37 protein-coding genes and 1 pseudogene are annotated in these 23,215 nt (G+C 42.7%); 5 read left to right on the forward strand and 33 right to left on the reverse strand.

The window, feature by feature from the left end; translation table 11 throughout:
* The first annotated feature begins 100 nt into the window (after positions 1-100).
* From CXF62_RS09670 to CXF62_RS09680, 3 genes and pseudogenes are all read left to right on the forward strand, one after another.
* Positions 101-598, forward strand: coding sequence for an elongation factor P hydroxylase (locus CXF62_RS09670; protein WP_102094158.1), 498 nt, complete (start codon positions 101-103; stop codon positions 596-598).
* A 394-nt stretch (positions 599-992) separates the two neighbouring features.
* Positions 993-1,364 (forward strand): annotated as a pseudogene (locus tag CXF62_RS09675) (elongation factor P hydroxylase); the annotation flags it as partial.
* Positions 1,365-1,596: 232 nt separating this feature from the next.
* Positions 1,597-2,217: an L-threonylcarbamoyladenylate synthase gene (locus CXF62_RS09680; protein WP_102094159.1), complete on the forward strand. Its 621-nt coding sequence runs from the start codon at positions 1,597-1,599 to the stop codon at positions 2,215-2,217.
* A gap of 110 nt (positions 2,218-2,327) precedes the next feature.
* Here CXF62_RS09680 and rplQ read toward each other — a convergent pair whose 3' ends face one another.
* From rplQ to CXF62_RS09845, 33 genes are all read right to left on the reverse strand, one after another.
* Positions 2,328-2,687, reverse strand: a complete 360-nt coding sequence (gene rplQ, locus CXF62_RS09685; RefSeq protein ID WP_021813387.1) for a 50S ribosomal protein L17 — start codon at positions 2,685-2,687, stop codon at positions 2,328-2,330.
* A 19-nt stretch (positions 2,688-2,706) separates the two neighbouring features.
* Positions 2,707-3,714, reverse strand: coding sequence for a DNA-directed RNA polymerase subunit alpha (locus CXF62_RS09690; protein WP_021813386.1), 1,008 nt, complete (start codon positions 3,712-3,714; stop codon positions 2,707-2,709).
* A gap of 80 nt (positions 3,715-3,794) precedes the next feature.
* Positions 3,795-4,436 carry a 30S ribosomal protein S4 gene (gene rpsD, locus CXF62_RS09695; RefSeq protein WP_057758723.1) on the reverse strand — a complete coding sequence of 214 codons (642 nt, stop codon included), beginning with the start codon at positions 4,434-4,436 and terminating at the stop codon, positions 3,795-3,797.
* Between the two features lie 48 nt (positions 4,437-4,484).
* The gene (gene rpsK, locus CXF62_RS09700; RefSeq protein ID WP_010196728.1) at positions 4,485-4,874 is read right to left on the reverse strand and encodes a 30S ribosomal protein S11; all 390 of its coding nucleotides are present in this window, start codon (positions 4,872-4,874) and stop codon (positions 4,485-4,487) included.
* Positions 4,875-4,894: 20 nt separating this feature from the next.
* The gene (gene rpsM, locus CXF62_RS09705; RefSeq protein ID WP_021813384.1) at positions 4,895-5,251 is read right to left on the reverse strand and encodes a 30S ribosomal protein S13; all 357 of its coding nucleotides are present in this window, start codon (positions 5,249-5,251) and stop codon (positions 4,895-4,897) included.
* Positions 5,252-5,498: 247 nt separating this feature from the next.
* Entirely contained in the window at positions 5,499-5,615 is a 117-nt protein-coding gene (gene rpmJ, locus CXF62_RS09710) for a 50S ribosomal protein L36 (RefSeq protein ID WP_010196721.1), read from the reverse strand.
* Between the two features lie 31 nt (positions 5,616-5,646).
* The gene (secY, locus tag CXF62_RS09715) at positions 5,647-6,978 is read right to left on the reverse strand and encodes a preprotein translocase subunit SecY (RefSeq protein ID WP_185156638.1); all 1,332 of its coding nucleotides are present in this window, start codon (positions 6,976-6,978) and stop codon (positions 5,647-5,649) included.
* 19 nt (positions 6,979-6,997) lie between these two features.
* Positions 6,998-7,438 (reverse strand): 50S ribosomal protein L15, encoded by a 441-nt coding sequence (rplO, locus tag CXF62_RS09720; RefSeq protein ID WP_057758719.1) that lies wholly within the window; start codon positions 7,436-7,438, stop codon positions 6,998-7,000.
* Positions 7,438-7,617 (reverse strand): 50S ribosomal protein L30, encoded by a 180-nt coding sequence (gene rpmD / locus CXF62_RS09725; RefSeq protein ID WP_057758718.1) that lies wholly within the window; start codon positions 7,615-7,617, stop codon positions 7,438-7,440. Before rpmD ends, rplO begins: the two co-directional genes overlap by 1 nt.
* Positions 7,618-7,637: 20 nt before the next feature.
* Positions 7,638-8,153: a 30S ribosomal protein S5 gene (gene rpsE / locus CXF62_RS09730; protein ID WP_057758716.1), complete on the reverse strand. Its 516-nt coding sequence runs from the start codon at positions 8,151-8,153 to the stop codon at positions 7,638-7,640.
* A 2-nt stretch (positions 8,154-8,155) separates the two neighbouring features.
* The gene (rplR, locus tag CXF62_RS09735) at positions 8,156-8,506 is read right to left on the reverse strand and encodes a 50S ribosomal protein L18 (protein ID WP_057758713.1); all 351 of its coding nucleotides are present in this window, start codon (positions 8,504-8,506) and stop codon (positions 8,156-8,158) included.
* An 11-nt stretch (positions 8,507-8,517) separates the two neighbouring features.
* On the reverse strand, positions 8,518-9,051 hold the full coding sequence (gene rplF / locus CXF62_RS09740; RefSeq protein ID WP_057758710.1) for a 50S ribosomal protein L6: 534 nt from the start codon (positions 9,049-9,051) through the stop codon (positions 8,518-8,520).
* A 176-nt stretch (positions 9,052-9,227) separates the two neighbouring features.
* The gene (gene rpsH, locus CXF62_RS09745) at positions 9,228-9,626 is read right to left on the reverse strand and encodes a 30S ribosomal protein S8 (RefSeq protein ID WP_101204864.1); all 399 of its coding nucleotides are present in this window, start codon (positions 9,624-9,626) and stop codon (positions 9,228-9,230) included.
* 11 nt (positions 9,627-9,637) lie between these two features.
* On the reverse strand, positions 9,638-9,943 hold the full coding sequence (gene rpsN, locus CXF62_RS09750) for a 30S ribosomal protein S14 (RefSeq protein WP_010196705.1): 306 nt from the start codon (positions 9,941-9,943) through the stop codon (positions 9,638-9,640).
* Positions 9,944-9,955: 12 nt separating this feature from the next.
* Positions 9,956-10,492: a 50S ribosomal protein L5 gene (rplE, locus tag CXF62_RS09755; RefSeq protein WP_101204865.1), complete on the reverse strand. Its 537-nt coding sequence runs from the start codon at positions 10,490-10,492 to the stop codon at positions 9,956-9,958.
* Between the two features lie 21 nt (positions 10,493-10,513).
* Positions 10,514-10,831, reverse strand: a complete 318-nt coding sequence (rplX, locus tag CXF62_RS09760) for a 50S ribosomal protein L24 (RefSeq protein ID WP_101204866.1) — start codon at positions 10,829-10,831, stop codon at positions 10,514-10,516.
* An 8-nt stretch (positions 10,832-10,839) separates the two neighbouring features.
* Entirely contained in the window at positions 10,840-11,208 is a 369-nt protein-coding gene (gene rplN / locus CXF62_RS09765) for a 50S ribosomal protein L14 (protein WP_010196702.1), read from the reverse strand.
* Positions 11,209-11,390: 182 nt separating this feature from the next.
* Positions 11,391-11,666, reverse strand: a complete 276-nt coding sequence (gene rpsQ, locus CXF62_RS09770; protein ID WP_102094163.1) for a 30S ribosomal protein S17 — start codon at positions 11,664-11,666, stop codon at positions 11,391-11,393.
* Entirely contained in the window at positions 11,663-11,860 is a 198-nt protein-coding gene (rpmC, locus tag CXF62_RS09775; protein WP_102094164.1) for a 50S ribosomal protein L29, read from the reverse strand. The genes rpsQ and rpmC overlap by 4 nt, the downstream gene beginning before the upstream one ends.
* Complete coding sequence (rplP, locus tag CXF62_RS09780; protein WP_010196693.1) at positions 11,860-12,273, reverse strand: 50S ribosomal protein L16; 414 nt, start codon at positions 12,271-12,273, stop codon at positions 11,860-11,862. Before rplP ends, rpmC begins: the two co-directional genes overlap by 1 nt.
* A gap of 3 nt (positions 12,274-12,276) precedes the next feature.
* On the reverse strand, positions 12,277-12,999 hold the full coding sequence (gene rpsC, locus CXF62_RS09785; RefSeq protein WP_057758704.1) for a 30S ribosomal protein S3: 723 nt from the start codon (positions 12,997-12,999) through the stop codon (positions 12,277-12,279).
* A 3-nt stretch (positions 13,000-13,002) separates the two neighbouring features.
* Positions 13,003-13,332, reverse strand: a complete 330-nt coding sequence (gene rplV, locus CXF62_RS09790; protein WP_021813373.1) for a 50S ribosomal protein L22 — start codon at positions 13,330-13,332, stop codon at positions 13,003-13,005.
* 10 nt (positions 13,333-13,342) lie between these two features.
* The gene (gene rpsS / locus CXF62_RS09795) at positions 13,343-13,618 is read right to left on the reverse strand and encodes a 30S ribosomal protein S19 (RefSeq protein WP_010196682.1); all 276 of its coding nucleotides are present in this window, start codon (positions 13,616-13,618) and stop codon (positions 13,343-13,345) included.
* A 12-nt stretch (positions 13,619-13,630) separates the two neighbouring features.
* A complete protein-coding gene (gene rplB / locus CXF62_RS09800) occupies positions 13,631-14,458 on the reverse strand; it encodes a 50S ribosomal protein L2 (protein WP_057758702.1) in 828 nt (275 codons plus the stop codon).
* 11 nt (positions 14,459-14,469) lie between these two features.
* Complete coding sequence (gene rplW / locus CXF62_RS09805) at positions 14,470-14,820, reverse strand: 50S ribosomal protein L23 (RefSeq protein WP_057758700.1); 351 nt, start codon at positions 14,818-14,820, stop codon at positions 14,470-14,472.
* Positions 14,817-15,419 carry a 50S ribosomal protein L4 gene (gene rplD / locus CXF62_RS09810; RefSeq protein WP_057758698.1) on the reverse strand — a complete coding sequence of 201 codons (603 nt, stop codon included), beginning with the start codon at positions 15,417-15,419 and terminating at the stop codon, positions 14,817-14,819. The genes rplW and rplD overlap by 4 nt, the downstream gene beginning before the upstream one ends.
* Before the next feature lie 14 nt (positions 15,420-15,433).
* Positions 15,434-16,072 carry a 50S ribosomal protein L3 gene (gene rplC, locus CXF62_RS09815; RefSeq protein ID WP_057758696.1) on the reverse strand — a complete coding sequence of 213 codons (639 nt, stop codon included), beginning with the start codon at positions 16,070-16,072 and terminating at the stop codon, positions 15,434-15,436.
* A gap of 49 nt (positions 16,073-16,121) precedes the next feature.
* Complete coding sequence (gene rpsJ, locus CXF62_RS09820; RefSeq protein WP_010196670.1) at positions 16,122-16,433, reverse strand: 30S ribosomal protein S10; 312 nt, start codon at positions 16,431-16,433, stop codon at positions 16,122-16,124.
* Positions 16,434-16,843: 410 nt separating this feature from the next.
* Entirely contained in the window at positions 16,844-18,445 is a 1,602-nt protein-coding gene (locus CXF62_RS09825) for an Rne/Rng family ribonuclease (RefSeq protein WP_102094166.1), read from the reverse strand.
* A 120-nt stretch (positions 18,446-18,565) separates the two neighbouring features.
* A complete protein-coding gene (locus CXF62_RS09830) occupies positions 18,566-19,249 on the reverse strand; it encodes a Maf family protein (RefSeq protein ID WP_185156633.1) in 684 nt (227 codons plus the stop codon).
* Positions 19,250-19,354: 105 nt separating this feature from the next.
* Positions 19,355-19,840, reverse strand: coding sequence for a rod shape-determining protein MreD (mreD, locus tag CXF62_RS09835; RefSeq protein WP_101204871.1), 486 nt, complete (start codon positions 19,838-19,840; stop codon positions 19,355-19,357).
* 118 nt (positions 19,841-19,958) lie between these two features.
* Complete coding sequence (gene mreC / locus CXF62_RS09840) at positions 19,959-20,819, reverse strand: rod shape-determining protein MreC (RefSeq protein ID WP_102094169.1); 861 nt, start codon at positions 20,817-20,819, stop codon at positions 19,959-19,961.
* A gap of 313 nt (positions 20,820-21,132) precedes the next feature.
* The gene (locus CXF62_RS09845; protein WP_057758685.1) at positions 21,133-22,170 is read right to left on the reverse strand and encodes a rod shape-determining protein; all 1,038 of its coding nucleotides are present in this window, start codon (positions 22,168-22,170) and stop codon (positions 21,133-21,135) included.
* Positions 22,171-22,195: 25 nt separating this feature from the next.
* On the opposite strand from CXF62_RS09845, the gene CXF62_RS14920 reads away from it, so the two are divergent.
* The gene (locus CXF62_RS14920) at positions 22,196-22,324 is read left to right on the forward strand and encodes a hypothetical protein (RefSeq protein WP_259358613.1); all 129 of its coding nucleotides are present in this window, start codon (positions 22,196-22,198) and stop codon (positions 22,322-22,324) included.
* A 528-nt stretch (positions 22,325-22,852) separates the two neighbouring features.
* Positions 22,853-23,167 (forward strand): Asp-tRNA(Asn)/Glu-tRNA(Gln) amidotransferase subunit GatC, encoded by a 315-nt coding sequence (gene gatC / locus CXF62_RS09850; protein ID WP_057758683.1) that lies wholly within the window; start codon positions 22,853-22,855, stop codon positions 23,165-23,167.
* Positions 23,168-23,215: the final 48 nt, after the last annotated feature.

The raw sequence follows: 23,215 nt of genomic DNA on the forward strand, positions 1-23,215 counted from the left end.
TCTTGTTCCTGTTTAGCTCAAATACAATCTATGAATAAAGCCTCTCTAAAGCTTTATTTTTCTCATATTACGGCTATTAAGATGCCTTAAAAGTATTCCTATGAATGACGATCATTTGTGTAACAAACTAAAAATTTTATTTGAACATCTGTTTCCTACTCTAACCATAATTGGTGGAGTAGATGAACCCTACTATGAAGCGCCAAAAGCAGATACAAATGCGAAGATCTTTTTTAAAGAAAACTACCCAAGAAGCCTATTACATGAAATTGCTCATTACTGTTTGGCAGGGCAAAAACGACGCAAATTAGATGACTATGGTTACTGGTATACTGAATGTGGTAGAACAAGTGAAGAGCAAGAGCTATTTCAATTGGTTGAAGCAAGACCTCAAGGCTTAGAAAAGGCTATGTGTGAAGCTATAGGTATACATTTTTCACCTAGCTTTGATGATTTTTCAGGTCGACCGATATCAGAGATGTTTCTAAAAAACTTAGAAGTTAATTATCAAGAGATGATTACGAATCCTCCTCCTACGGCTAGAATAGCTTTAGAAACATTAATGCATACAGATTTTTCTACGTTAAGGGATAATTAGTTTATTAACTACATATTGCAAATTCATACTTACTTAATTTTAAAATTTCAAAGCAGTCATGTGAAGTATATTCATCAGGCTACTATTCAGCCGATGATAACTATAGTAAATATTCTAGCCTTCCCAATTTTATTGAAAAAACAAAGAATATCTACTAAGAGAAGAACCAACAAAAAGTCCCGATCTATTCATCAAAAATAAAATATTGATATGTCTCGATTGTATATACACGGCTAATATAAGCTTCTTAGTGCTTTGAAAAGTGATAATTCCAATGACTCACTTAATGTACAATATCTCCTTTTATGAGGAATATTGTACATTTTTTTATCAAGAAGCTGATTTTACATCATTACAATTACTTCTTTATCAATCAATAACTTAGTAATGTACATTTATAGTTAAGAGTTTACTAGAGCTAAGCCATTGGTGCGTAGCTGGTGACGCTCGTAGACAACTATCTGACTTTGGCTACTGGTATGCTCCAGATGGACGATCAGCAGCGCAGCAACAAGCGTTTGAGCGTGTAGAAATCAAACCTCAAGCATTAGAGTGTCTATTCACCTTGGCGTGTGGACGAAATTTTCAAGTCTCACAAGATAACTTGTTTGCCGACTTCGACACTAGTAGTAGTACCTTTGCTATTGATGTCTATCGGCAAGTAGAAAGCTACATAGCCAAACCTCATACTCTGCCGCGTGACGCTAAGACTTTGCTGACTGCGTTACTTAGCGCTTGCACCTCTTCATCTGAAATCAACGCTTAATTCAAATTACTAAGCTTCCCTACTTATTAACGATTTTCTACGGTTGGTAACGCCTTACCACTAAACTTATATCTACTTTGAGCTATACTGATAACTGAAGTGGTATTTTAAAGATATCGATCTGCTTTAGTTCTAGAATAGTTCTTCTAATATATCCAGTGATTGAACCACATCTAACTAATGAAAAATTTGTCTCAATTAAAAACCAATAATTATAAAATAAGGAACCACTATGGAAGTCTTCTATATTCATCCCGATAATCCGCAGCCACGTCTCATTGAGCAAGCCGCTGACCTATTGCGCAAAGATCAGCTAATTATTTACCCAACTGATACCAGTTATGCTTTTGGTTGCCGGTTGGGTGCAAAGGATGCCCTAGCGAAGCTTAAGCAAATCCGTGAACTCGATGATAAGCATCAATTTACCTTGCTGTGCCGCGACCTGAGTGAAATTGCCAATTATGCAACAGTTGATAATGTGCAATTTAAACAGCTGAAAGCCCATACCCCTGCTCCAATTACTTTTATTCTTACTGCCACCAAAGACGTACCGAAAAAACTGGCGCATGCAAAGAAAAAAACCATTGGTATCCGTGTACCTAGTAACCCCATTGCTCAAGCATTATTAGAAGCGATGGATGAACCTATCTTAACCAGCTCACTGATTTTGCCTAATCGAGACGATATTTTGGATGACCCATTTGAGATTGAAGATTTGCTAGGCAATCAAATCGACGGTCTCATCAATGCAGGTATAAAGACAACTAAGCTTACTACTATCGTGGATATGACTAGCAGCGTTCCTGAAGTTATCAGGCAAGGTGCGGCCAATGTCGATTCGTTATTACTCTAAGCAGCTAATTATTGCTTTAAAAAGCTACTAGTATATTTAGTCAAATTTAAGACAAAAAAAAGCTCCAATTCAATTGGAGCTTTTTTATGGAATATGTCTTAGGTGCAAAATTAGTCGCGATCAACCAATTCTACATAAGCCATTGGCGCATTGTCACCATCACGGTAACCGCATTTTACGATACGCAAATAACCACCTGGACGCGTCTGGTAACGAGGACCTAACGTGCCAAATAATTTGCCTACCATAGCTTTGCTACGCATACGGCTGAATGCTAAACGACGGTTAGCAACGCTGTCTTCTTTAGCCATAGTGATCAATGGCTCGGCAACGCGACGTAGTTCTTTAGCTTTTGGTAAAGTTGTTTTGATCAGTTCATGCTCAAATAATGAGTTAGTCATGTTCTGAAACATTGCCTTACGATGACTGCCGGTACGACCCAGCTTGACTCCACTCTTACGATGGCGCATAGTCAAAAATCCTTAAAGTTTAACGGCTACGATAAGAAAAGCGATCATCAACACGTAAATCAGCTGGTGGCCAGTTATCTAGGCGCATACCGAGCTCTAAATCTTTAGACGCTAATACGTCCTTGATTTCTGTCAATGATTTCTTACCAAGATTTGGGGTTTTTAGAAGTTCAGTCTCTGAACGCTGTACCAAATCACCGATATAGTAAATGTTTTCAGCTTTCAAGCAGTTGGCTGAGCGAACCGTTAGTTCAAGATCGTCCACAGGGCGTAATAGCACCGGATCAACCTCTTCTTTCTCTTTCACAGGCTCAGGCGCTTCTTCAGCTTCTAGGTCAACAAAGATAGAAATCTGTTGTTGTAAAATAGTGGCTGCTTTACGAATTGCTTCTTCTGGATCTATAGTGCCATTAGTTTCAAGCTCAATGATAAGACGATCAAGATCAGTACGCTGCTCTACACGAGCGTTCTCAACCTGATAAGCAACACGAAGCACAGGACTAAAACTTGCATCAAGCTTTAAGCGTCCAATTGCTTTAGTATCACCATCTTCACGGCGCTGGTTTGCTGGCTCATATCCACGACCCATCACTACACGCAAACGCATCTTAAGATGACCACGATCGCTCAATGTACCCAAGACCAATTCTGGATTGATGATGTCAACATTGTGCGGCAACGCGATGTCTGCAGCAGTAATAGTGCCTGGACCTTGTTTATCCAAGGTCAAAAATACTTCATTTTGGTCATGAAGGGTAATTGCTAAGCCTTTTAGGTTCAAAAGCAAATCAAGTACGTCTTCTTGCAGGCCTTCAAGCGTTGAGTATTCATGGTCAACACCATCAATCTCAGCTTCAATGACTGCAGCACCAGGTAATGAAGATAACAAGATGCGACGCAGAGCATTACCTAGGGTATGCCCAAAGCCGCGTTCTAACGGTTCGAGCGTGACTTTCGCAATCGTTTCGTTAACCGTATCCACATTAATGGCATTCGGCGTTAGAAACTCAGTTGCATTTAGCATCATGATGTCACCTCGATTTATTAAACTGGTTTAATTAACGTTAATTGCTCAATGCCATTTTCATAACATTGAGCATTACGTCATTACTTAGAGTATAGCTCAACGATCAAGCTTTCGTTGATTTCAGCAGGTAGATCAATACGATCAGGCGCATGTTTAAATGTGCCTTGTAGTTTGCTGTGGTCAACATCAAGCCATTCTGGAATACCACGTTGTGTCGCTAATTCGATAGCGTTTTTAATACGTAGTTGTTCGCGAGATTTCTCTTGGATAGCGATGACATCACCATCTTGAAGCTGAATTGAAGGAATGTTCACACGAACAAACTCATCACGGCCAGCTTTTTTTACCATAACAGTACGATGACTGACTAGCTGACGTGCTTCTGCGCGAGTTGAGCCAAAGCCCATGCGATATACAACGTTATCTAGACGACTCTCAAGCATTGCTAGTAGGTTTTCACCAGTAGCGCCACGCTTACGAGCAGCTTCTTTATAGTAGTTCGCGAATTGACGCTCTAGTACACCATAAATACGCTTAACTTTTTGCTTTTCACGCAACTGTAGAGCATATTCTGAGGTCTTGTTACGGCTTACGCCATGCTGACCTGGTGGACGACCAGCTTTCTTCGTTTTTACGTCATACGGTTTAACGCCAGACTTAAGGCCTAAATCCGTACCTTCACGACGTGATAATTTCAGTTTTGGTCCAATATAGCGGGCCATTGTTATGTCTCCTATAAGCTTTTAATGTAAAAAGCTTCGTCTTTAATATTAGACGCGGCGCTTTTTCGGCGCACGGCAACCATTGTGTGGGATTGGGGTTACATCAGAGATGCTGTTAACTTTATAACCCAATGCACCTAGTGCTCTTACCGCAGACTCACGACCCGGTCCTGGTCCTTTGACCAAAACATCGATATTCTTAACACCATATTCTTGGGCCGCTTTACCAGCGACTTCAGCTGCAACCTGAGCTGCAAATGGTGTAGATTTACGTGAACCACGGAAGCCTTGTCCACCTGAAGTGGCCCAAGCCAATGCATTACCTTGACGATCGGTAATCGTAACAATGGTGTTATTAAAAGACGCATGGATATGGGCAATGCCCTCCGATACTGAACGACGAGCCACCTTTTTGCGACTGCGAGTGTCTTTTGCCATCTTTTAGCTTCCTAAGTTAATTATCTTTTGAGAGGGCGTGTCGGACCCTTACGAGTACGAGCGTTGTTCTTGGTGTTCTGACCTCTAACTGGTAGGTTACGACGATGACGGATGCCACGGTAACAACCAAGATCAACTAAACGCTTGATGTTCATTGAAACTTCACGACGAAGGTCACCTTCAGTCATGTAGTTTGCAACTTGTGCACGGATAGCATCTAACTGTGTATCATCTAACTGACTGACTTTAGTAGTAGGGGCGATGCCAACTGCTTCTAAGATTTTCTGAGCAGTGGTACGACCTACACCAAAGATGTAAGTTAGTGAAATAACAGCATGCTTATTATCCGGAATGTTTACGCCGGCAATACGAGCCATTGATTTCTCTCCATTAAAGAAAAATAAGCGTTATCTAGCGATAAGGCTTTACTCTTCAGATTTGTTGCTGTTAATACTAGAGCTTTTATAGTCATTATCGATGTTTTGACTATAAGTCTGCTCATCGATTCTATTATAAAAGATTTTGTATAAACACGGCAAGTGGCGGATGATATCGCATCCGCCGTTATTTTTCAAGTATTAATTTAATTAGCAGTGAAAACTAGATGTTTTCTAATACTAAATATTAACCTTGACGTTGCTTGTGGCGAGGTTCTGCTGTACAAATAATATGTACACGGCCTTTACGGCGCACAACTTTACAGCTACCACAAATCTTTTTAACTGATGCTTGAACTTTCATAGCATGCTCCTTGAAATATCGTACCGCTCATTTAAGGTTGAGTGGGCGATTGAATTAACGTCTGATCATGATATTGATGGGTCATCAAATGCGCTTGAATCTGCGAAATGAAGTCCATTACCACAACCACCATAATCAGTAAAGACGTACCACCGAGTTGAAACGGCACACCAAACGATGACTGGACGACCATTGGCATTAAACAAATAACCGTCATATACATCGCGCCAATAAAGGTCAGTCGGTTTAATACATGATCGAGGTAACGCTGAGTTTGTTGTCCTGGGCGAATACCTGGGATATACGCACCACTACGTTTAAGGTTCTCTGCTACTTCACGCGGACTAAATACCAATGCCGTATAAAAATAACAGAAGAAGATAATCATTGCGCCAAACAGTACTAAATATAGCGGCTGTCCTGGAGACAACACCAATGCCATATTTTGAAGCATTTTCTGTACAAAGGTAGGATCAGTCGATTGACCGACCCACTGCCCTAAACTTGCAGGAAACAATAACAAAGAACTTGCAAAAATAGCTGGGATAACCCCTGCCATATTTAGCTTCAACGGCAAATGTGATTGCTGCTGAGCGTAAATTTTGCGGCCTTGTTGCTGCTTTTGAGCATAGTTCACAGGAACACGGCGTTGAGCACGTTCAATATAAACGATACCCGCAGTAACCGCGATACCTAGCAGTACAAAAATAAATAGCACAATCAAGTTCATCTGCCCTTGATTGACCTGTTCAATAGACTGCGAAATCATACCTGGCGTACCAGCCACAATACTCGCGAAAATGAGCATTGAAATACCATTACCTACGCCACGTTCTGTAATCTGCTCACCAAGCCACATTAAGAACATTGCGCCTGCTACTAAAGAAGTAACAGCTGGAATATAAAAGGTAAGACCAGTAGATAAAGTAAGGTTTTGGCTGATTAAGCCGGCACACATTCCTAATGACTGTACTAGGGCTAAAGCAAGCGTTCCCTGACGGGTATACTTGTTTAGCTTGCGTCGTCCCGCTTCACCTTCTTTTTTGAGGGCTTCAAGCGATGGCAATACTGCAGACATCATCTGTACGATAATCGATGCTGAGATATATGGCATAATGCCAAGTGCCATGATAGACATACGCTCTAGCGCACCACCTGAGAACATATTAAACATACTCAGAATGGTGTTTTCGTTGCGCGAAAACAGATCAGCCAAGTTAACTGGGTTGATACCCGGAACTGGAATATGTGACCCTAAACGATAAACAATCAATGCGCCGATTAAAAATAATAAACGCGTCCATAGCTCATCATACTTACGTATAAATGCGAATGGATTAAGCGGTATACCAGCCGATGACATTGATTGTTTTGACACGTTACTACTCCTCGATGCTACCACCAGCAGCTTCGATAGCTTGCTTAGCACCTTTAGTCACTTTAATACCTTTGAAAGTATAAGCTTTAGTGACTTCGCCTGATAGCATTACACGAGCACGTTTCATATCGTGACGGATAAGGTTAGCAGCTTTAAGTGTTTCAAGGCTAACTACATCGCCTTCAATTTTATTCAGTTCAGAAAGACGTACTTCAGCAGTCTTCATAGCCAGTTTACTGGTAAAACCAAATTTTGGTAGACGACGATATAGAGGCATCTGACCACCTTCAAATCCTGAGCGAATGCTAGAACCTGAACGAGATTTCTGACCTTTTACACCACGACCACCAGTCTTACCAAGACCTGAACCGATACCACGACCACGACGTTGAGCAGTTTTCTTTGCGCCAACACCTGGTGATAATTCATTTAATCTAAGACCCATTACGCTTCCTCCACTTTTACCATGTAGTTAACGCGATTGACCATACCACGAGTCGAAGGAGTATCTTCTACTACTACAGTATGATTAATACGGCGTAAACCCAATCCTTTCAAGCTCGCTTTGTGGCTCTTTAGGCGATGGGCACCCGATTTAAATTGAGTGACTTTCATTTTTTTCATCGTAACTCACCTAGTCTAAGTTAACCCAAGATTTCGTCTACAGATTTACCACGTTTAGCTGCCATCTTCTCTGGAGTTGACATATCACGTAAACCGTTAAACGTTGCGCGAACAACGTTAGCAGTATTGGTAGAACCATAACATTTAGTCAAAACATCTTTGACACCAGCAACTTCTAATACAGCACGCATTGCGCCACCAGCGATTACGCCAGTACCTTCAGATGCAGGCTGCATGTAGACTTTACTAGCACCATGACGTGCTTTGATTGGATGATGCAAAGTTGCATCATTTAGCTCAACAGTAATCATATTACGTTTGGCAGCTTCTAGTGCTTTTTGGATAGCAGCTGGCACTTCACGTGCTTTACCGCGACCAAAACCTACACGACCATTGCCATCGCCCACTACAGTCAATGCAGTGAAAGAGAAAATACGACCACCTTTAACAACTTTCGCTACGCGATCAACGGTAACTAAGCGTTCTACTAGACCGTCAGTCTGTTCATTTTTATCATTTTTATCATTTCTAGCCATGATTAAAACTCCAATCCGTTTTCGCGAGCAGCTTCTGCTAAAGCTTTAACTCGACCATGATATTTGAAACCACTACGGTCAAAGGCAACTTTAGTAATGCCAGCTGCTTTTGCGCGTTCTGCGATCATTTGGCCTACAGACGTTGCTGAATCAGCATTACCAGTCGCGCCTGAACGCAAGCTGCTGTCTAAGGTAGATGCCTGAGCAATCACTTCACCACCATTTGGAGAGATAATCTGGGCATAAATATGTTTTGACGTGCGGTTAACCGTTAAGCGATGAACGCCTAAGAAACGGATATGCGCGCGTGTTTTCTTAGCTCGACGCAGACGAGCTGCTTTTTTATCAAACATTTCAACTCACCTTATTTTTTCTTAGCTTCTTTGCGAATCACATGCTCGTCACTATAACGAATACCTTTGCCTTTATAAGGCTCAGGTGGGCGGAAACCACGGATGTTGGCGGCTGCTTGACCAAGCTGCTGTTTATTGTTTGATTTCAAAACAATTTCAGTTTGCGTTGGCGTTTCAGCTGATACACCTTCAGGTAACGTATACTCTACTGGATGAGAATAACCAACGTTCAAGGTTACTTTGTTACCAGTAACTTGCGCGCGATAACCAACACCAATTAACTGAAGACGTCTTTCAAAGCCTTCGTTTACGCCAGTAACATAGTTGTTAACAAGAGCGCGCATGGTGCCAGTGTGCATCATAGCTTCTTTTGAATCGACTGTAGGTGAGAAAATGATAGCATCATCTTCCTGTTTCAGCTCGACCAATTCATGCAGGCGTAAAGACATAGAACCGTTCTTGCCTTTAACTTCGACCTGCCGATCGTTCAAAGTAACGCTTACACCGTTTGGCAGCGTCACTGGGGCTTTAGCCACACGAGACATAGGAATATTCCTTAAAAAATTTAACTTCTTTATATTAGCGAAAAAACTAACAGGCTAAAAAGCGTGTTAGTTTAGCATAGTTGACTGTGTTAGACATCTATCAATTCGAAATAATTTAATATTACTCAACCGATAGAAGCCTAACAACCATCAAATAGACTTCATCGTCGTATAGCTTACGCTACAAATGCGACGATTTCACCACCGATACCAGCAGCGCGTGCAGCACGATCGCTCATGATACCTTGGCTAGTAGATACGATAGCAACACCCATACCTTGCTTAACAGTAGGGATAGCGTCTTTACCGCGGAACTGGCGTAAACCAGGACGGCTATAACGTTGGATAGTTTCGATGACAGCACGGCCTTCGAAATATTTCAATTCAATAGTAAGGGTTGCTTTGTTGTTTTCTTCTTCAGCAACAACAGCGCTAGCCACATAACCTTCGCTAACTAGTAAATCAGCAATTGATTTACGTAATTTAGAGCTCGGCATTGCTACCGATACTTTGTTAGCCATTTGTGCGTTACGGATACGGGTTAGCATATCCCCAACGGTATCTTGCATACTCATATAGTTACTCCTTACCAGCTTGCTTTACGAACACCAGGCACATCGCCTTGCATGACACGCTCACGCAGCATATTGCGTGACAAGCCAAACTTGCGGAAGTAACCGTGAGGACGACCGGTGATAGCACAACGATTACGCAGACGTACTGGTGATGAGTTGCGTGGAAGAGCTTGTAGCTCTAACATCGCTTCCATACGAGTTTCGTCACTTGCAGTCATATCACTGATAGTTTCTTTTAGCTTGATACGCTTTTCAGCATATTTAGCAACCATTTTTTCGCGCTTTAATTCGCGGTTAATCATGCTCTTCTTTGCCATAACGTCTTTACCTTATTTAAATGGGAAGCCGAATGCTTTAAGCAACGCACGACCTTCTTCATCAGATTGAGCTGACGTGGTGATTGTCACATCCATACCACGGATACGATCAATCTTGTCAAAATCTACTTCTGGGAATACGATTTGTTCTTTGATACCCAATGAGTAGTTACCACGTCCGTCAAAGGCTTTAGGTGAAAAACCGCGGAAATCACGAATACGAGGAATTGCAATGGCAACGAGACGATCTAAAAATTCGTACATTTGCTCACCGCGTAGCGTTACTTTACAGCCAATTGGCCATTCTTCACGAATCTTAAAGCCAGCAACTGATTTACGCGCTTTGGTGACAACAGGTTTTTGACCAGCAATCGCGGTCATATCAGCTACAGCACCTTCCAACAATTTCTTGTCTTGAGACGCGCCGCCTACACCCATGTTAAGTGTGATTTTAGTGATTTTAGGCACTTGCATCACATTTGCCAAACCAAGCTCTTCTTTGATTTGCTGCTTTAGTTCATCGTTATATAAAGATTTTAATCTTGCCATTACCATTACACCCTTAGTGTCTTACGCAGTCGCCACTACTTCACCGCTTGAACGATAGACGCGTTGTTTCTTGCCGTCTTCGCCAAACTGATAAGTAATACGGTCTGCTTTTTGGGTTTGCGCATTTAAGATTGCGACATTTGAGATATGCAGAAAAGCTTCTTGCTTAAGAATGCCACCTTCAACGCCAGTTGCCTGATTTGGCTTCTGATGTTTGGTAACAATGTTAATGCCTTCAACTTTAATACGATCGTTTTTTACAGCTTGTACAGTACCTTGCTTGCCTTTGTCTTTCCCAGCAATCACGATAACTGTATCGCCTTTACGTAATTTTGACATGGATTACCTCACAATACTTCTGGTGCTAGTGATACAATTTTCATAAACTGATCACCACGTAGTTCACGAGTTACCGGTCCAAAAATACGAGTTGCAATCGGCGCTTTGTTTTGGTTCAACAATACCGCAGCATTGTCATCAAAACGTAACACAGAACCATCAGGGCGACGAACGCCTTTTTTGGTACGTACAACTACTGCATTCATCACGTCGCCTTTTTTAACACGACCACGCGGAATGGCTTCTTTAACCGTTACTTTAATAATGTCGCCAACTGATGCATAACGACGATGAGAACCACCCAGTACTTTAATGCACTGAACTCTTCTTGCACCGCTATTGTCTGCAACTTCCAGCATTGACTCAACCTGAATCATAGCGTTACTCCACACGTATGAGCAATAAAAACCAGTTGCTGCCGCTAGCACAGTATGAGTAGACGGCATTTTAATATAAATAACCGCGACTTACTCTTAATGTGAGTGATATACGCTCGGCGCAATCAGCATCCTTAAAAAGGCGGCTATTTTAACAGCTTCTGGCTTTTAATGCAATTTACTTAGATTTTTTCTACTTTTTCAACCACATCAACCAAAGTCCAAGACTTGGTTTTTGAGATTGGACGCGTTTCTTTGATACGGACAAGATCGCCTTGTTGGCAAACATTATTCTCATCATGTGCTTTGATTTTTGTAGAACGACGAAGCTGCTTGCCATACAAAGGATGACGAACCAGACGCTCAATCAAAACTGTGATGGACTTATCCATCTTGTCGCTAACAACTCGACCTGTCAATACGCTAGCATTGGTAGTTGTTTGATTGTTATCGCTCATGAGTCGCCTCGTTGTTTCTCGTTAATCAAAGTCTGAAGCTGAGCAATCGTGCGACGATTGTCACGTACTTCATGGGTATTACCCAACTGACCAGTTGCTTTAGCCATACGAATACGGAAAGCATCAAGTTGCTTTTCATCAAGTAACTGGGTCAGTTCTTCTAATGATTTATCACGTAATTCACTGATCTTCATTACATTATCGTCCGCTTAACAATGGTAGTTTTAAAGGGCAGTTTTGCTGCAGCAAGCGTGAAAGCTTCACGTGCAAGCTCTTCTGGTACCCCTTCAATTTCATATAGCACTTTACCAGGTTTGATTTCGCATACCCAATATTCTACTGGACCTTTACCTTTACCCATACGTACTTCTAATGGTTTATTAGTAATCGGTTTGTCAGGGAATACACGAATCCAAATCTTACCGCCACGCTTAATTTTACGAGTGATGGTACGACGTGCTGCTTCGATTTGACGAGCTGTCATACGACCACGCGTCAATGATTTTAGACCAATTTGTCCGAATGCAACGGTGCTTCCACGATGAGCTAGCCCAGTGTTACGACCTTTGTGCATTTTACGAAACTTGGTACGTTTTGGCTGTAACATAGTTTAACCTCTGTCTGAGTTTCGACGGTTTCCACGACCACGGCGTTTTGGCGCACGAGTCTGCTCTTCTTTGACGGGATTATATACACTGTTCATACCGTCAAGGATTTCGCCACGGAAAATCCAAACTTTAACACCGATGGTGCCGTAAGTTGTCTCTGCACGAATTGACGAGTAGTCAATATCAGCACGGAGTGTATGCAATGGCACACGACCTTCACGGTACCATTCACTACGAGCAATCTCAGCACCGCCTAGACGGCCAGACAGCTCAACCTTGATACCTTTAGCACCAGAACGCATGCTGTTCTGTACCGCGCGTTTCATCGCACGACGGAACATAACACGACGCTCAAGCTGGCTACCGATGCCGTCTGCTACCAAACGTGCATCAAGGTCAGGTGACGTGATTTCTTCAATGTTGACCTGAGCAGGTACGCCCATAATTTTGGTCAATTCTTTTTGAAGTCTTTCGATATCTTCGCCTTTCTTACCGATAACAATACCAGGACGCGCAGTGGCGATGGTAATCTTAGCAGCGCCAGTAGGACGCTCGATCATGATGTTGCTGATCATAGCGTTATCTAGCTTTTTGCGTAGATATTCACGAACTTGAATGTCGTTGATTAGGTATTCTGAGTATTGTTTAGGGTTAGCATACCAGTTTGCGTTATGCTTTTTTACAACACCAAGACGAATTCCGATTGGATGTACTTTTTGACCCATAACTTATTCTCCTACCTTTATAGTGATGTGACAAGTACGCTTGCTGATACGATCAGCACGGCCTTTGGCACGTGGTAGGATACGTTTTAGCGTAATGCCTTCATCAACATAGATAGTAGCGACTTTTAGGTCGTCAATATCTAAGCCGTGATTATGTTCGGCATTGGCGATGGCTGAGTTAAGGCATTTCTTAACAAACACAGCGCCTTTTTTATTGCTATACGTTAGGATATCCAAAGCACGCTCAATAGATTTGCCACGAACTTCATCAGCAACGAGTCTAACTTTTTGTGCCGATATGGCGGCACCGCGTAATTTTGCAGTTACTTCCATGGTAAGCACCTTATCTCTTAGCTTTTTTGTCAATGCCGTGACCACGATACGTACGAGTCGGGGCAAATTCACCTAGTTTATGACCAACCATCTGCTCGCTCACGATAACCGGTACATGAGTACGGCCGTTGTGAACAGATAAAGTTAGGCCAACCATTTGTGGCAGAATCATCGAGCGGCGCGACCAAGTCTTAATTGGCTTGCGTGAGTTGGTGTCTAATGCATTCTCAACTTTAGCAAACAAGTGCGCGTCTATGAATGGACCTTTTTTCAATGAACGAGGCATGAAATTCTTCCTTTATTTCTTCTTGGCGCGACGGCGGATGATCATGTTGTCAGTACGCTTATTGTGACGCGTTTTAAGTCCTTTAGACTTCTGACCCCAAGGGCTGGTTGGATGGCGACCTTTGTTACGACCTTCACCACCACCGTGTGGGTGATCAACCGGGTTCATAGCGACACCACGAACAGAAGGACGAACACCACGCCAACGTGAAGCACCGGCTTTACCAAGTGATTTCAAGTTGTTTTCAGTGTTAGAAACTTCACCAATAACAGCGCGGCAATTTACGTGTACACGGCGAGTTTCGCCAGAACGCATACGTAGAATAGCATAAACACCGTCACGACCTAGTAACTGAACGCTAGCACCCGCAGAACGAGCCATCTGTGCACCTTTACCGATTTTAAGCTCGATATTGTGAATCACAGTACCCAATGGGATGTTTTTTAGCGGTAAGCAGTTACCTGGACGAATTGGAGAAGTCTCGCCTGACATTACTGTATCACCAACTACTTGTTTCTTAGCAGCGATAATGTAACGACGTTCGCCATCAGCATACTTAAGTAGAGCAATATGAGCAGTACGGTTAGGATCGTATTCAATACGCTCTACCGTTGCTGGGATATTGTCTTTAGTACGTTTGAAATCGATAATGCGATAATGTTGCTTATGACCACCGCCAATGTGACGAGTAGTAATGCGGCCATTATTGTTACGACCACCTGACTTGCTTTTTGATTCTAGAAGTGCTGCAAACGGACGACCTTTGTACAGGTGTGGATGCACTACTTTTTCAACAAAACGACGGCCTGGTGATGTTGGCTTTGCTCTTACGATAGGCATGAGTGTAATCCTTATTCGTTATTCGCTGTTTCACTAGTAGAATCAGTAGTATTCGCTACTTCTTCACCAGCATCAGCCATTTGTACATCTTGACCAGCTTTTAAGGTAACATAGGCTTTTTTGTAGTCGTTACGACGGCCGATGCTTTTACCAAAACGCTTTGTCTTACCTTTAACATTCAAAGTGTTTACTTTAGTAACTTCAACACCTTCAAACATCAACTCAACTGCTTTCTTGACTTCAAGCTTAGTAGCATTAGAATCAATTTTAAATACCTGCACACCAAGTGAGTCGCCAAGCATTTGAGATTTTTCTGAGAATACAGGCCCTCTTAAGACCTGATAAAGTCTTGCGTTATTCATGCTAGTGCTTCCTCAAATTGTTTCGCAGCTTCAACTGACATGATCACTTTATCAAATGCGATCAAGCTCACTGGGTCCACTTCATTTGTACCAAGTACATTGACGTGTGGAATGTTGCGAGCAGCTAAGTATAAGTTTTCATCAACTTCTTTAGTAACGATTAGTGCACGAGGTGCATTCAAATCGTTTAACTTAGCAATCAGTTCTTTGGTTTTCGGCCCAGAAACGCTCAACTCTTCTACCAAAATCAGACGCTCTTGACGAATCAATTCTGCTAGGATGCACTGCATCGCACCGCGATACATTTTACGGTTTACTTTCTGTGACCAATCTTGTGGTTTTGCAGCGAATGCACGACCACCTGAACGCCAGATTGGGCTACGAATAGAACCCGCACGAGCGCGACCAGTACCTTTTTGGCGCCATGGCTTAATACCACCGCCAGAAACTTCGGCACGTGTTTTTTGTGCGCGTGTACCTTGGCGAGCACCAGCTAAATAAGCGGTGACGACTTGATGCACTAGTGCTTCGTTGAATTCACGACCAAATGCCGTATCAGAAAGCTCAACCGCCGCACCTGTAACTGTTTTTAAATCCACGTTAATCCCCTTGCTTAGGCTTTGACTGACGGACGTACGATAACATCGCCACCGGTGGCACCTGGGATAGCACCCTTGATGACAAGTAACCCTTTTTCGGCATCAACCGAAATCACTTCTAGGCCCTGAACGGTAACACGTTTGTTACCCATCTGACCCGCCATCTTCTTGCCTTTGAATACTTTACCTGGTGACTGGTTTTGACCAGTTGAACCATGCGCACGATGAGACACTGAGTTACCATGAGTAGCATCTTGCATACTAAAGTTGTGACGCTTAACAGGGCCTTGGAAACCTTTACCTTTGCTCTGTCCTGTCACATCAACCATCTGACCTTGTTCGAACAAGTCAGCTAGAATCTCGCCACCAATCTCACGACCTTCAAGATCGCTTTCGTTGGCACGGAATTCCCAAACACCACGGCCAGCTTTAACACCAGCTTTAGCGAAGTGACCCTTTTGTGCAGCTGTTACGCGGCTGTCACGACGAGTACCTGTGGTAATTTGGATGGCTTGATAACCATCTACATCAGTATTTTTTACTTGAGTAATGCGGTTTGCATCGACCTCAACAACTGTTACAGGGATAGATGCGCCTGTTTCAGTGAAGACACGGGTCATGCCGCACTTTTTACCGACTAAACCGATCGCCATTTTAGACCTCTTTATATCTTATATTAATGGGTTGGGTGTTTAATGTGCATTAACCCAAAGCAATTTGAACGTCAACACCCGCCGCTAAATCTAATTTCATTAGCGCATCCACAGTTTTGTCAGTTGGCTGAACGATATCAACCATACGCTTATGAGTACGGATTTCGTACTGGTCACGAGCATCTTTGTTAACGTGTGGTGAGGTTAGAACGTTGAAGCGCTCAATGCGAGTCGGCAACGGTACAGGACCACAAACTTGCGCACCGGTGCGCTTTGCAGTATCAACAATCTCTTGTGCAGATTGATCAATCAGACGATGATCAAAAGACTTAAGACGGATACGGATTCTCTGGTTAGCCATGCCAGCAAGCTCCTAATATGTGCCTTTGTCATTCTTGCGTCGCAAGACCATGATCAAAAGCAGTTTGGTTAAATATTCACTTAAAGCGGCCTTCTGTTCTTAACCAGAATGAGTTCTTTATCCGAACTTATAGCGTGCCAAAAGTAAAATAGTTTAAAGCCCCGCCAACCCTCCTATTAATTGGAAAGTAGCAAAGGCATAATGAAATAGTGCTAGAAACGATGCTCTAGCTGTCATAGCGCCAGCTTTTTTTATTCAGCTGCGCATATATAATTCAGTGGTGTATATTATACATAGTATTTTAGGTATTGCAAGAGCAATCTCTAGTATCATTAGAGATGCTCCTTTTTATACTGGCTACTAATCACACAAATATTTTCATCTAAAATTATTATTTGTTTTAAATAATATTAATCTAAAACAATATCATACTGCTCTTGGGTATATAAATTCTCTACATCAAAAGTAATGACCCTACCCAGTAGATACTCTAAATCAGCCACTGTGTCTGACTCTGTCGTAAGCAGTAAGTCAATGACTGCCGCATGAGCCACCACTGTGAACTTTTTGGGAGAATTATAAGTGCGGGCGCAGCGCATAATCTCGCGGAAAATCTCAAAGCAAACCGTCTCTGCGGTTTTGACGAACCCACGACCTTGACAAGTCGAGCACGGCTCACAAAGTTGTTGACCCAATGACTCACGCGTGCGCTTGCGTGTCATCTCTACTAAGCCAAGCTCACTAACCTGCGTAATCTTGGTTTTTGCATAATCTTGAGTAAGCTGCGCCTGCAAGCTCTCTAGCACGTCATCTTTATGCTGTTGCTCAAGCATATCAATAAAATCTAGAATAATAATGCCGCCTAGATTACGTAGTCGTAGCTGACGGGCGATAGCATGTGTGGCTTCTAGATTGGTTTTATAAACCGTATCCTCTAATGAGCGACCGCCTACAAAAGAGCCTGTATTGACATCAATCGTGGTCATAGCTTCGGTTTGATCAATAATCAGATAACCGCCAGACTTGAGATCGACACGGCGCTTTAGCGCATCACGTAAGTCGTCTTCGACACGGTGTACATCAAACAATGACTGCTCAGCGGTGTAATGCACGATACGATCATAGACAAATGGAACAAACTCTTTGGCGAAATATCTGACTTGCTCATAAATCTGCGTATTATCAATAATAACTTTTTCGGTATCAGCGTGAACCAAGTCACGGATAGAACGTAATGGTAATGACAGTTCTTGATAGATCAGCTCTGAGCTCTGATGATGATTAATCTCTTGGCGACGAGCACAGATAGTACGCCATAGCTGCAATAGATAATAGATGTCCTCTTCTAGCTTATCGACAGGCACACGCTCAGCAGCGGTGCGGGCAATCAGTCCACCCTTTAGATTGACCGTTTGCATTAGGCTACTAAGCTCAGTCTTTAATCGGCTACGCTCTTCTTCGCCATCAATACGCTGCGATATGCCAATATGATCACTCGATGGTAAATATACTAAATAACGTGATGGTAGTGAGATGTTGGTCGTTAGACGAGCACCTTTGCTCCCCAACTGGTCTTTGGTTACCTGTACCAAAATACGCTGACTTTCATGCAGACGATGCTGAATCAATGTTTTAGACGCTGGTACGATCTCTGTACTTTGTGCACTGACAATAGGCGGTGTCACAGCCAAGCTATCAGCAGAAGCGTTGGCAGTGGCATCGTCCTCATTTATCTCGTGCTTAGTGGCCTTAGCCGCTTTGTTTTTTTCTGCAACGGGGCGTGGTTCACGCTGCATATCATTAACATGTAGAAATGCGGTCCGTGACTGACCAATATCTACGAAGGCTGCCTGCATACCAGGAAGGACACGTACGACCGTCCCTAGATAGATATTGCCGACCAACCCCAGTTTGTGATGTCGTTCAATATAAATCTCGCCCAAAATACCATTGTCTAAAACCGCAACACGGGATTCCATTGGACTAATATTAATCAGCAGCTCTTCGGACATAGTTTTTTCTCTTATCTCTCAGCTTTCTTATTAGACGGTCATCGCCTATTAGATTGACAGTGTAACAAATGCGACTTGCTCTTGCCCATTACCCTACCGTGTCATTATGTGCATATCCCATTATAACGGGTTGACTGTGTCCATACTGCCTTCTGTCATTTCTTTGATTAGTGCCAGTGTTTGTGCCAGTGGCAGACCAACGACATTGGTATAGCTGCCGTTGATACGACTGACCCACGCAGCTCCCAGTCCTTGAATGCCATATCCACCAGCTTTATCAGCGGGTTCGCCACTATCCCAGTAGTCGCTCATCATTTGTGTCGTCATTGGTATAAAGGTCACTTCCGTACGCTCAGTGATTCGCTTCTGGTTAATAATTTGCAAGGAATGTATAGGTTCTGATGGGCTTGGTTTTGCTTTAGGCAATAGCTGTACTTGAGTCGCTTGAACGGCAGTCCATACTTCGTGAACGTTATCAGACATACGCTGCCACATACTATATGCGTGCTCGCGATCGATAGGTTTGACCAATACTGTCTTACCATCTGACAGCACGCCAATAGTATCAGAGGTCAGAATAATAAACGGTGAGGTAAGGCTATCGTGATCCGCTTGAGAGGTATCGCTTAATTGTTGTATCGCAGCATCGGCTTTGGTTTCGACCATGCGTTCGATATAGTCTGTCGGCGACTCATTATCTAACGGCGTCTCATCAATATCCACTCTCAAGATAGTAAAGTTTAGTTGCGCTCTTTCTAGTAGCTCACGACGACGCGGAGAGCCAGATGCCAAAACGATATCCATCGATATTCTCTTCATTTATAAATTTATGATGTGTGTGGTCATACAGTATTGTGGGCCGAGCAAGCTAAGCTATTAATCAGAATAACAGCTATAACTAGCGATTCATTAACGCGAAAACTTGCGTAAAGCAAACAGCACGAGTGGCCAGCTGAGGATACTCATAAACAGTGATAAAGCAGACTGAGCGACAAAGACGTTTTGAATAAACATCTGTAGTATCCATAGATTTAACTGAAAGACAATCAGCCCTAGACTAGCAATTAACCACGCGCTAACGGTATTCAACTGTCTGACGTAGATACTGGTAATTTTGATAACCAGTGCAACCACAACGGCGGCGAACGCTTGCTGACCTAAATGCGTATCCATCAATAAATCAGCAATCAGTCCAACCGTAAATGCGGTAAAAATGCCGACATAGCGCGGCTGAAACAGCAACCAATAAATCAGCACCATGATCATGACCATGGGACGCAGTGTGGCCATGCTTGGGCTTAATGGATAGACATTGAGTGATGATGCAGCGATGAAACTCAGAACAATCACAACTATCAATAGTACCGTGGCATTCTCAGAATCAGGATACGACATGGGTACTTACCTTAGCGAGTGTTTGGTGGTTGCTGTGATATTGTTGATTGGATATTGGCAAGGTGAATACCATAAATGGAAAGCTTTAAAACGTTAATACTGTGGCTTACGTCGTTATCTATGGAGCAATAGCAGTAGCATTGTTCTCATTTAACAGCTTGTCTTGAAGTATTAAAACATAGGCATTGTCAATAAAGTTAGCTGCTGGAGTAACTTCGATCGTTCTAAAGTTGTCGGTTTGCTCATCTTTGACATGCGCGATACGCCCTACTCGATAGCCTGCCGGAATACGACCGCCGAGTCCTGACGACACTAGCTCATCACCTACTCGCACATCCGATGTTTTGAAGACGTAATTGAGACTCAATGAAGATGGGATACCTTGGCCTGTGACGATAGCACGCTGACCAGTACGCTTAACAGTAACCGCAACTGACTGCTGCTCATCTGTAATCAACAACAAACGGCTAGTATTGGGATAGACGTTAATGATCTGTCCTAACACACCGTCTTCATCGATGACCGTTTGCCCAACTTGTACGCCATCTTGCTCACCTTTATTAAGCACGACAATCTGTCTGAGCAAATTGGTATCTGTACCGATGACTTGCGCCAAATTAAGATCGAACTGCTCAGGCTTGGTGGTAGATAAGATACCTTGCAGGCGTGCGTTCTGCGCCAAAATATAATCTTGCTGTTGTAGCTTGGCATGCGCGTGTATCAATTGCGACTTTAGCTGCATATTTTCGCGACGCAGTGCTTCTTTTGATTGCAGACTACCACTAGCCCAATGCTTAGCATAGCTTGGTAATAAAGACAGCTCATAGATTGGCTGCATGGCGGCATGACTGGTGCTACGTACAGGCTTAAACCAATCAGAGTTTTTGCTATCAAACCACATCAAGATTAAGGCTGCTATCAATACGATAACAGTCTTACGAAGTGATAACGGCTGGCGCGCAAAAATACTTGGAGTCATAAGTCGTCTGATTTAAGGATTCTAAAATGAACAATAGCACTTATTTACAGCATGAGTGTTTATCGAGGATATTGGGTTCTAGCACAAATGAATGCAATTAAAGGTAGCACAATCGGCTACCTTTAATTTTATATATAGTCAATCTTCTATAGATTGGATACGGTGTCAGTCTCGCTCAGCCTACTACTTGTAGTACTTTCGCTTGCCTTCCTTGTATCCAAATTATATTAAACCGACTATATTCATAGTTTCATCATTCACATAAATCATCATATATTACCAAGACTATAGGGCAATTAAAGATAAAGATGACTTAAACAAAAATCATGTTTAAACTTTTGTTATTGATGAAATCAAGTGCGATACCACCACCGCGACTAACGCAGGTTAGTGGGTCTTCTGCTACCGTCACTGGCAAACCAGTCTCTTGTGAGATAAGTTTGTCTAAGTCACGTAATAGTGCGCCGCCACCTGTCAATACAATGCCACGCTCAGCGATATCAGATGACAACTCTGGCGGAGTCTGCTCAAGTGCTACTTTTACAGCGCTAACAATACCGCTCAATGGATCAGTCAATGCTTTTTGCACTTCTTCTGAGTTGACAGTAAAGGTCTTTGGCACACCTTCTGCCATGCTACGACCGCGAACTTCTACTTCTAGTTGGCTGTCTTCATTCAATGCAGAGCCGACTTCTTTTTTGATGCGCTCAGCGGTTGTCTCACCGATGACACAACCATGCGTACGGCGTACATGAGTGATGATCGCTTCATCAAACATATCACCACCGATACGAATCGACTCAGCATATACGCAACCAGACAGGGCGATAACAGCAATCTCAGTTGTACCACCACCAATATCCACAACCATAGAACCACTGGCTTCATGAACTGGCATACCAGCACCGATAGCCGCAGCCATCGGCTCTTCTAGTAATAGTACTTTGCTCGCACCTGCTGATGATACTGCCTCACGAATCGCCTTGCGCTCAACTAGAGTAGACTTGCATGGCACACAAACCACGACGTTAGGCTGTGCCATAAAACGCTTGGCTTTTACTTTAGCGATAAAGTGCTTAAGCATTTTTTGCGTCACTTCAAAATCAGCAATCACACCGTCTTTTAACGGGCGAATCGCTGTGATGTTCGCAGGCGTACGACCTAGCATCTGCTTGGCATCGATACCAACAGCGGCGACGGTCGGGTTTTGAGTACGATTGCTTCGTAACGCGACCACCGTAGGCTCGTCAAGCACGACGCCTTTATTAGGAATAAAAATTAGGGTGTTCGCAGTACCGAGGTCGATAGCGATATTATTTGATAAAAATCCAAACAGGTTCATGACTAATATATCCAGCGTCTTACGAATGAGGCGAATGAGATTGACTGAGGTGTTACTCGTCAGTGTTGAGCAGGTCGTCGTTAAACATTACTTATGGCAACAGTTAATCATCCCAACAAGTCAAAATCCAAACAATAATGATGAAATGAAAAAACTGAGCTAAATTATACCGATTTAGCTCAAAAAAAACATAGATATTTGCATCAGTAAGTAAGGATTTTTGTCTTAGACGCCAAAAGTTGTTACAAAGTTTGAAATAGTAGTAAATATCATTCAACTCAATGAAACATCATTTAATCTGATAACTAACAAGGCTCTACAGGCAGATGAATGTTTTGCTTAATAGCAGATGCATACTGTAACGTATTTTAGAAGCTAATTGGAGAGCAATTGAGGAACAATGATGAATTAGGGGGTCAGTTTTGCAATTCTCTGTAAATCATTGTGTCTTAATTGGCATTATGGCTCGGCTAGCACCATATCTTATTTAATATTACGTCTTTATCAATTCAGCCTCTTGGTTGAGATTGTGCATCAATCAAGCGTCATACTCTGTAAACTTGAGTCAGATGCTTTATAATAAGCCCACTTACTATTTGTTTCTATTTTAATTGTTTCTATTTTAACGCTTACGTATTTTCCTTTTCGTAATCAATTACTCTAACAAAAACTGTCCTTAACTGGAGAAACTATGTCTCAGCAGCCAGCAACGTCTGACAGCAACGTCAGCCGTGAAGAAATCCTAGAAGTTGCCAACCTTGCCCGCTTAGGTGTCGATGAAAGTACAGCCGATAGCTATGCTGATGATATCAGTAAAGTATTAAAACTGATGAATACGCTATCTAACGTTGATACCACAGACATCAAGCCACTAGCCAATATCCATGAAGCTTGCCAAGAGTTGCGTGCTGATGTGGCAAAACACGACATCAATCGTGAGCGTAATCAGTCAGTCGCACCTGCCGTAGAAGAAGGCTTATATCTAGTGCCTCAGGTGATTGAATAATAGTGGCTGAATAATATAATCACGCATTTGCCATTATCTCATTTTATT

It is taken from the genome of Psychrobacter sp. MES7-P7E, assembly GCF_002863645.1.
Lineage (GTDB): Bacteria > Pseudomonadota > Gammaproteobacteria > Pseudomonadales > Moraxellaceae > Psychrobacter.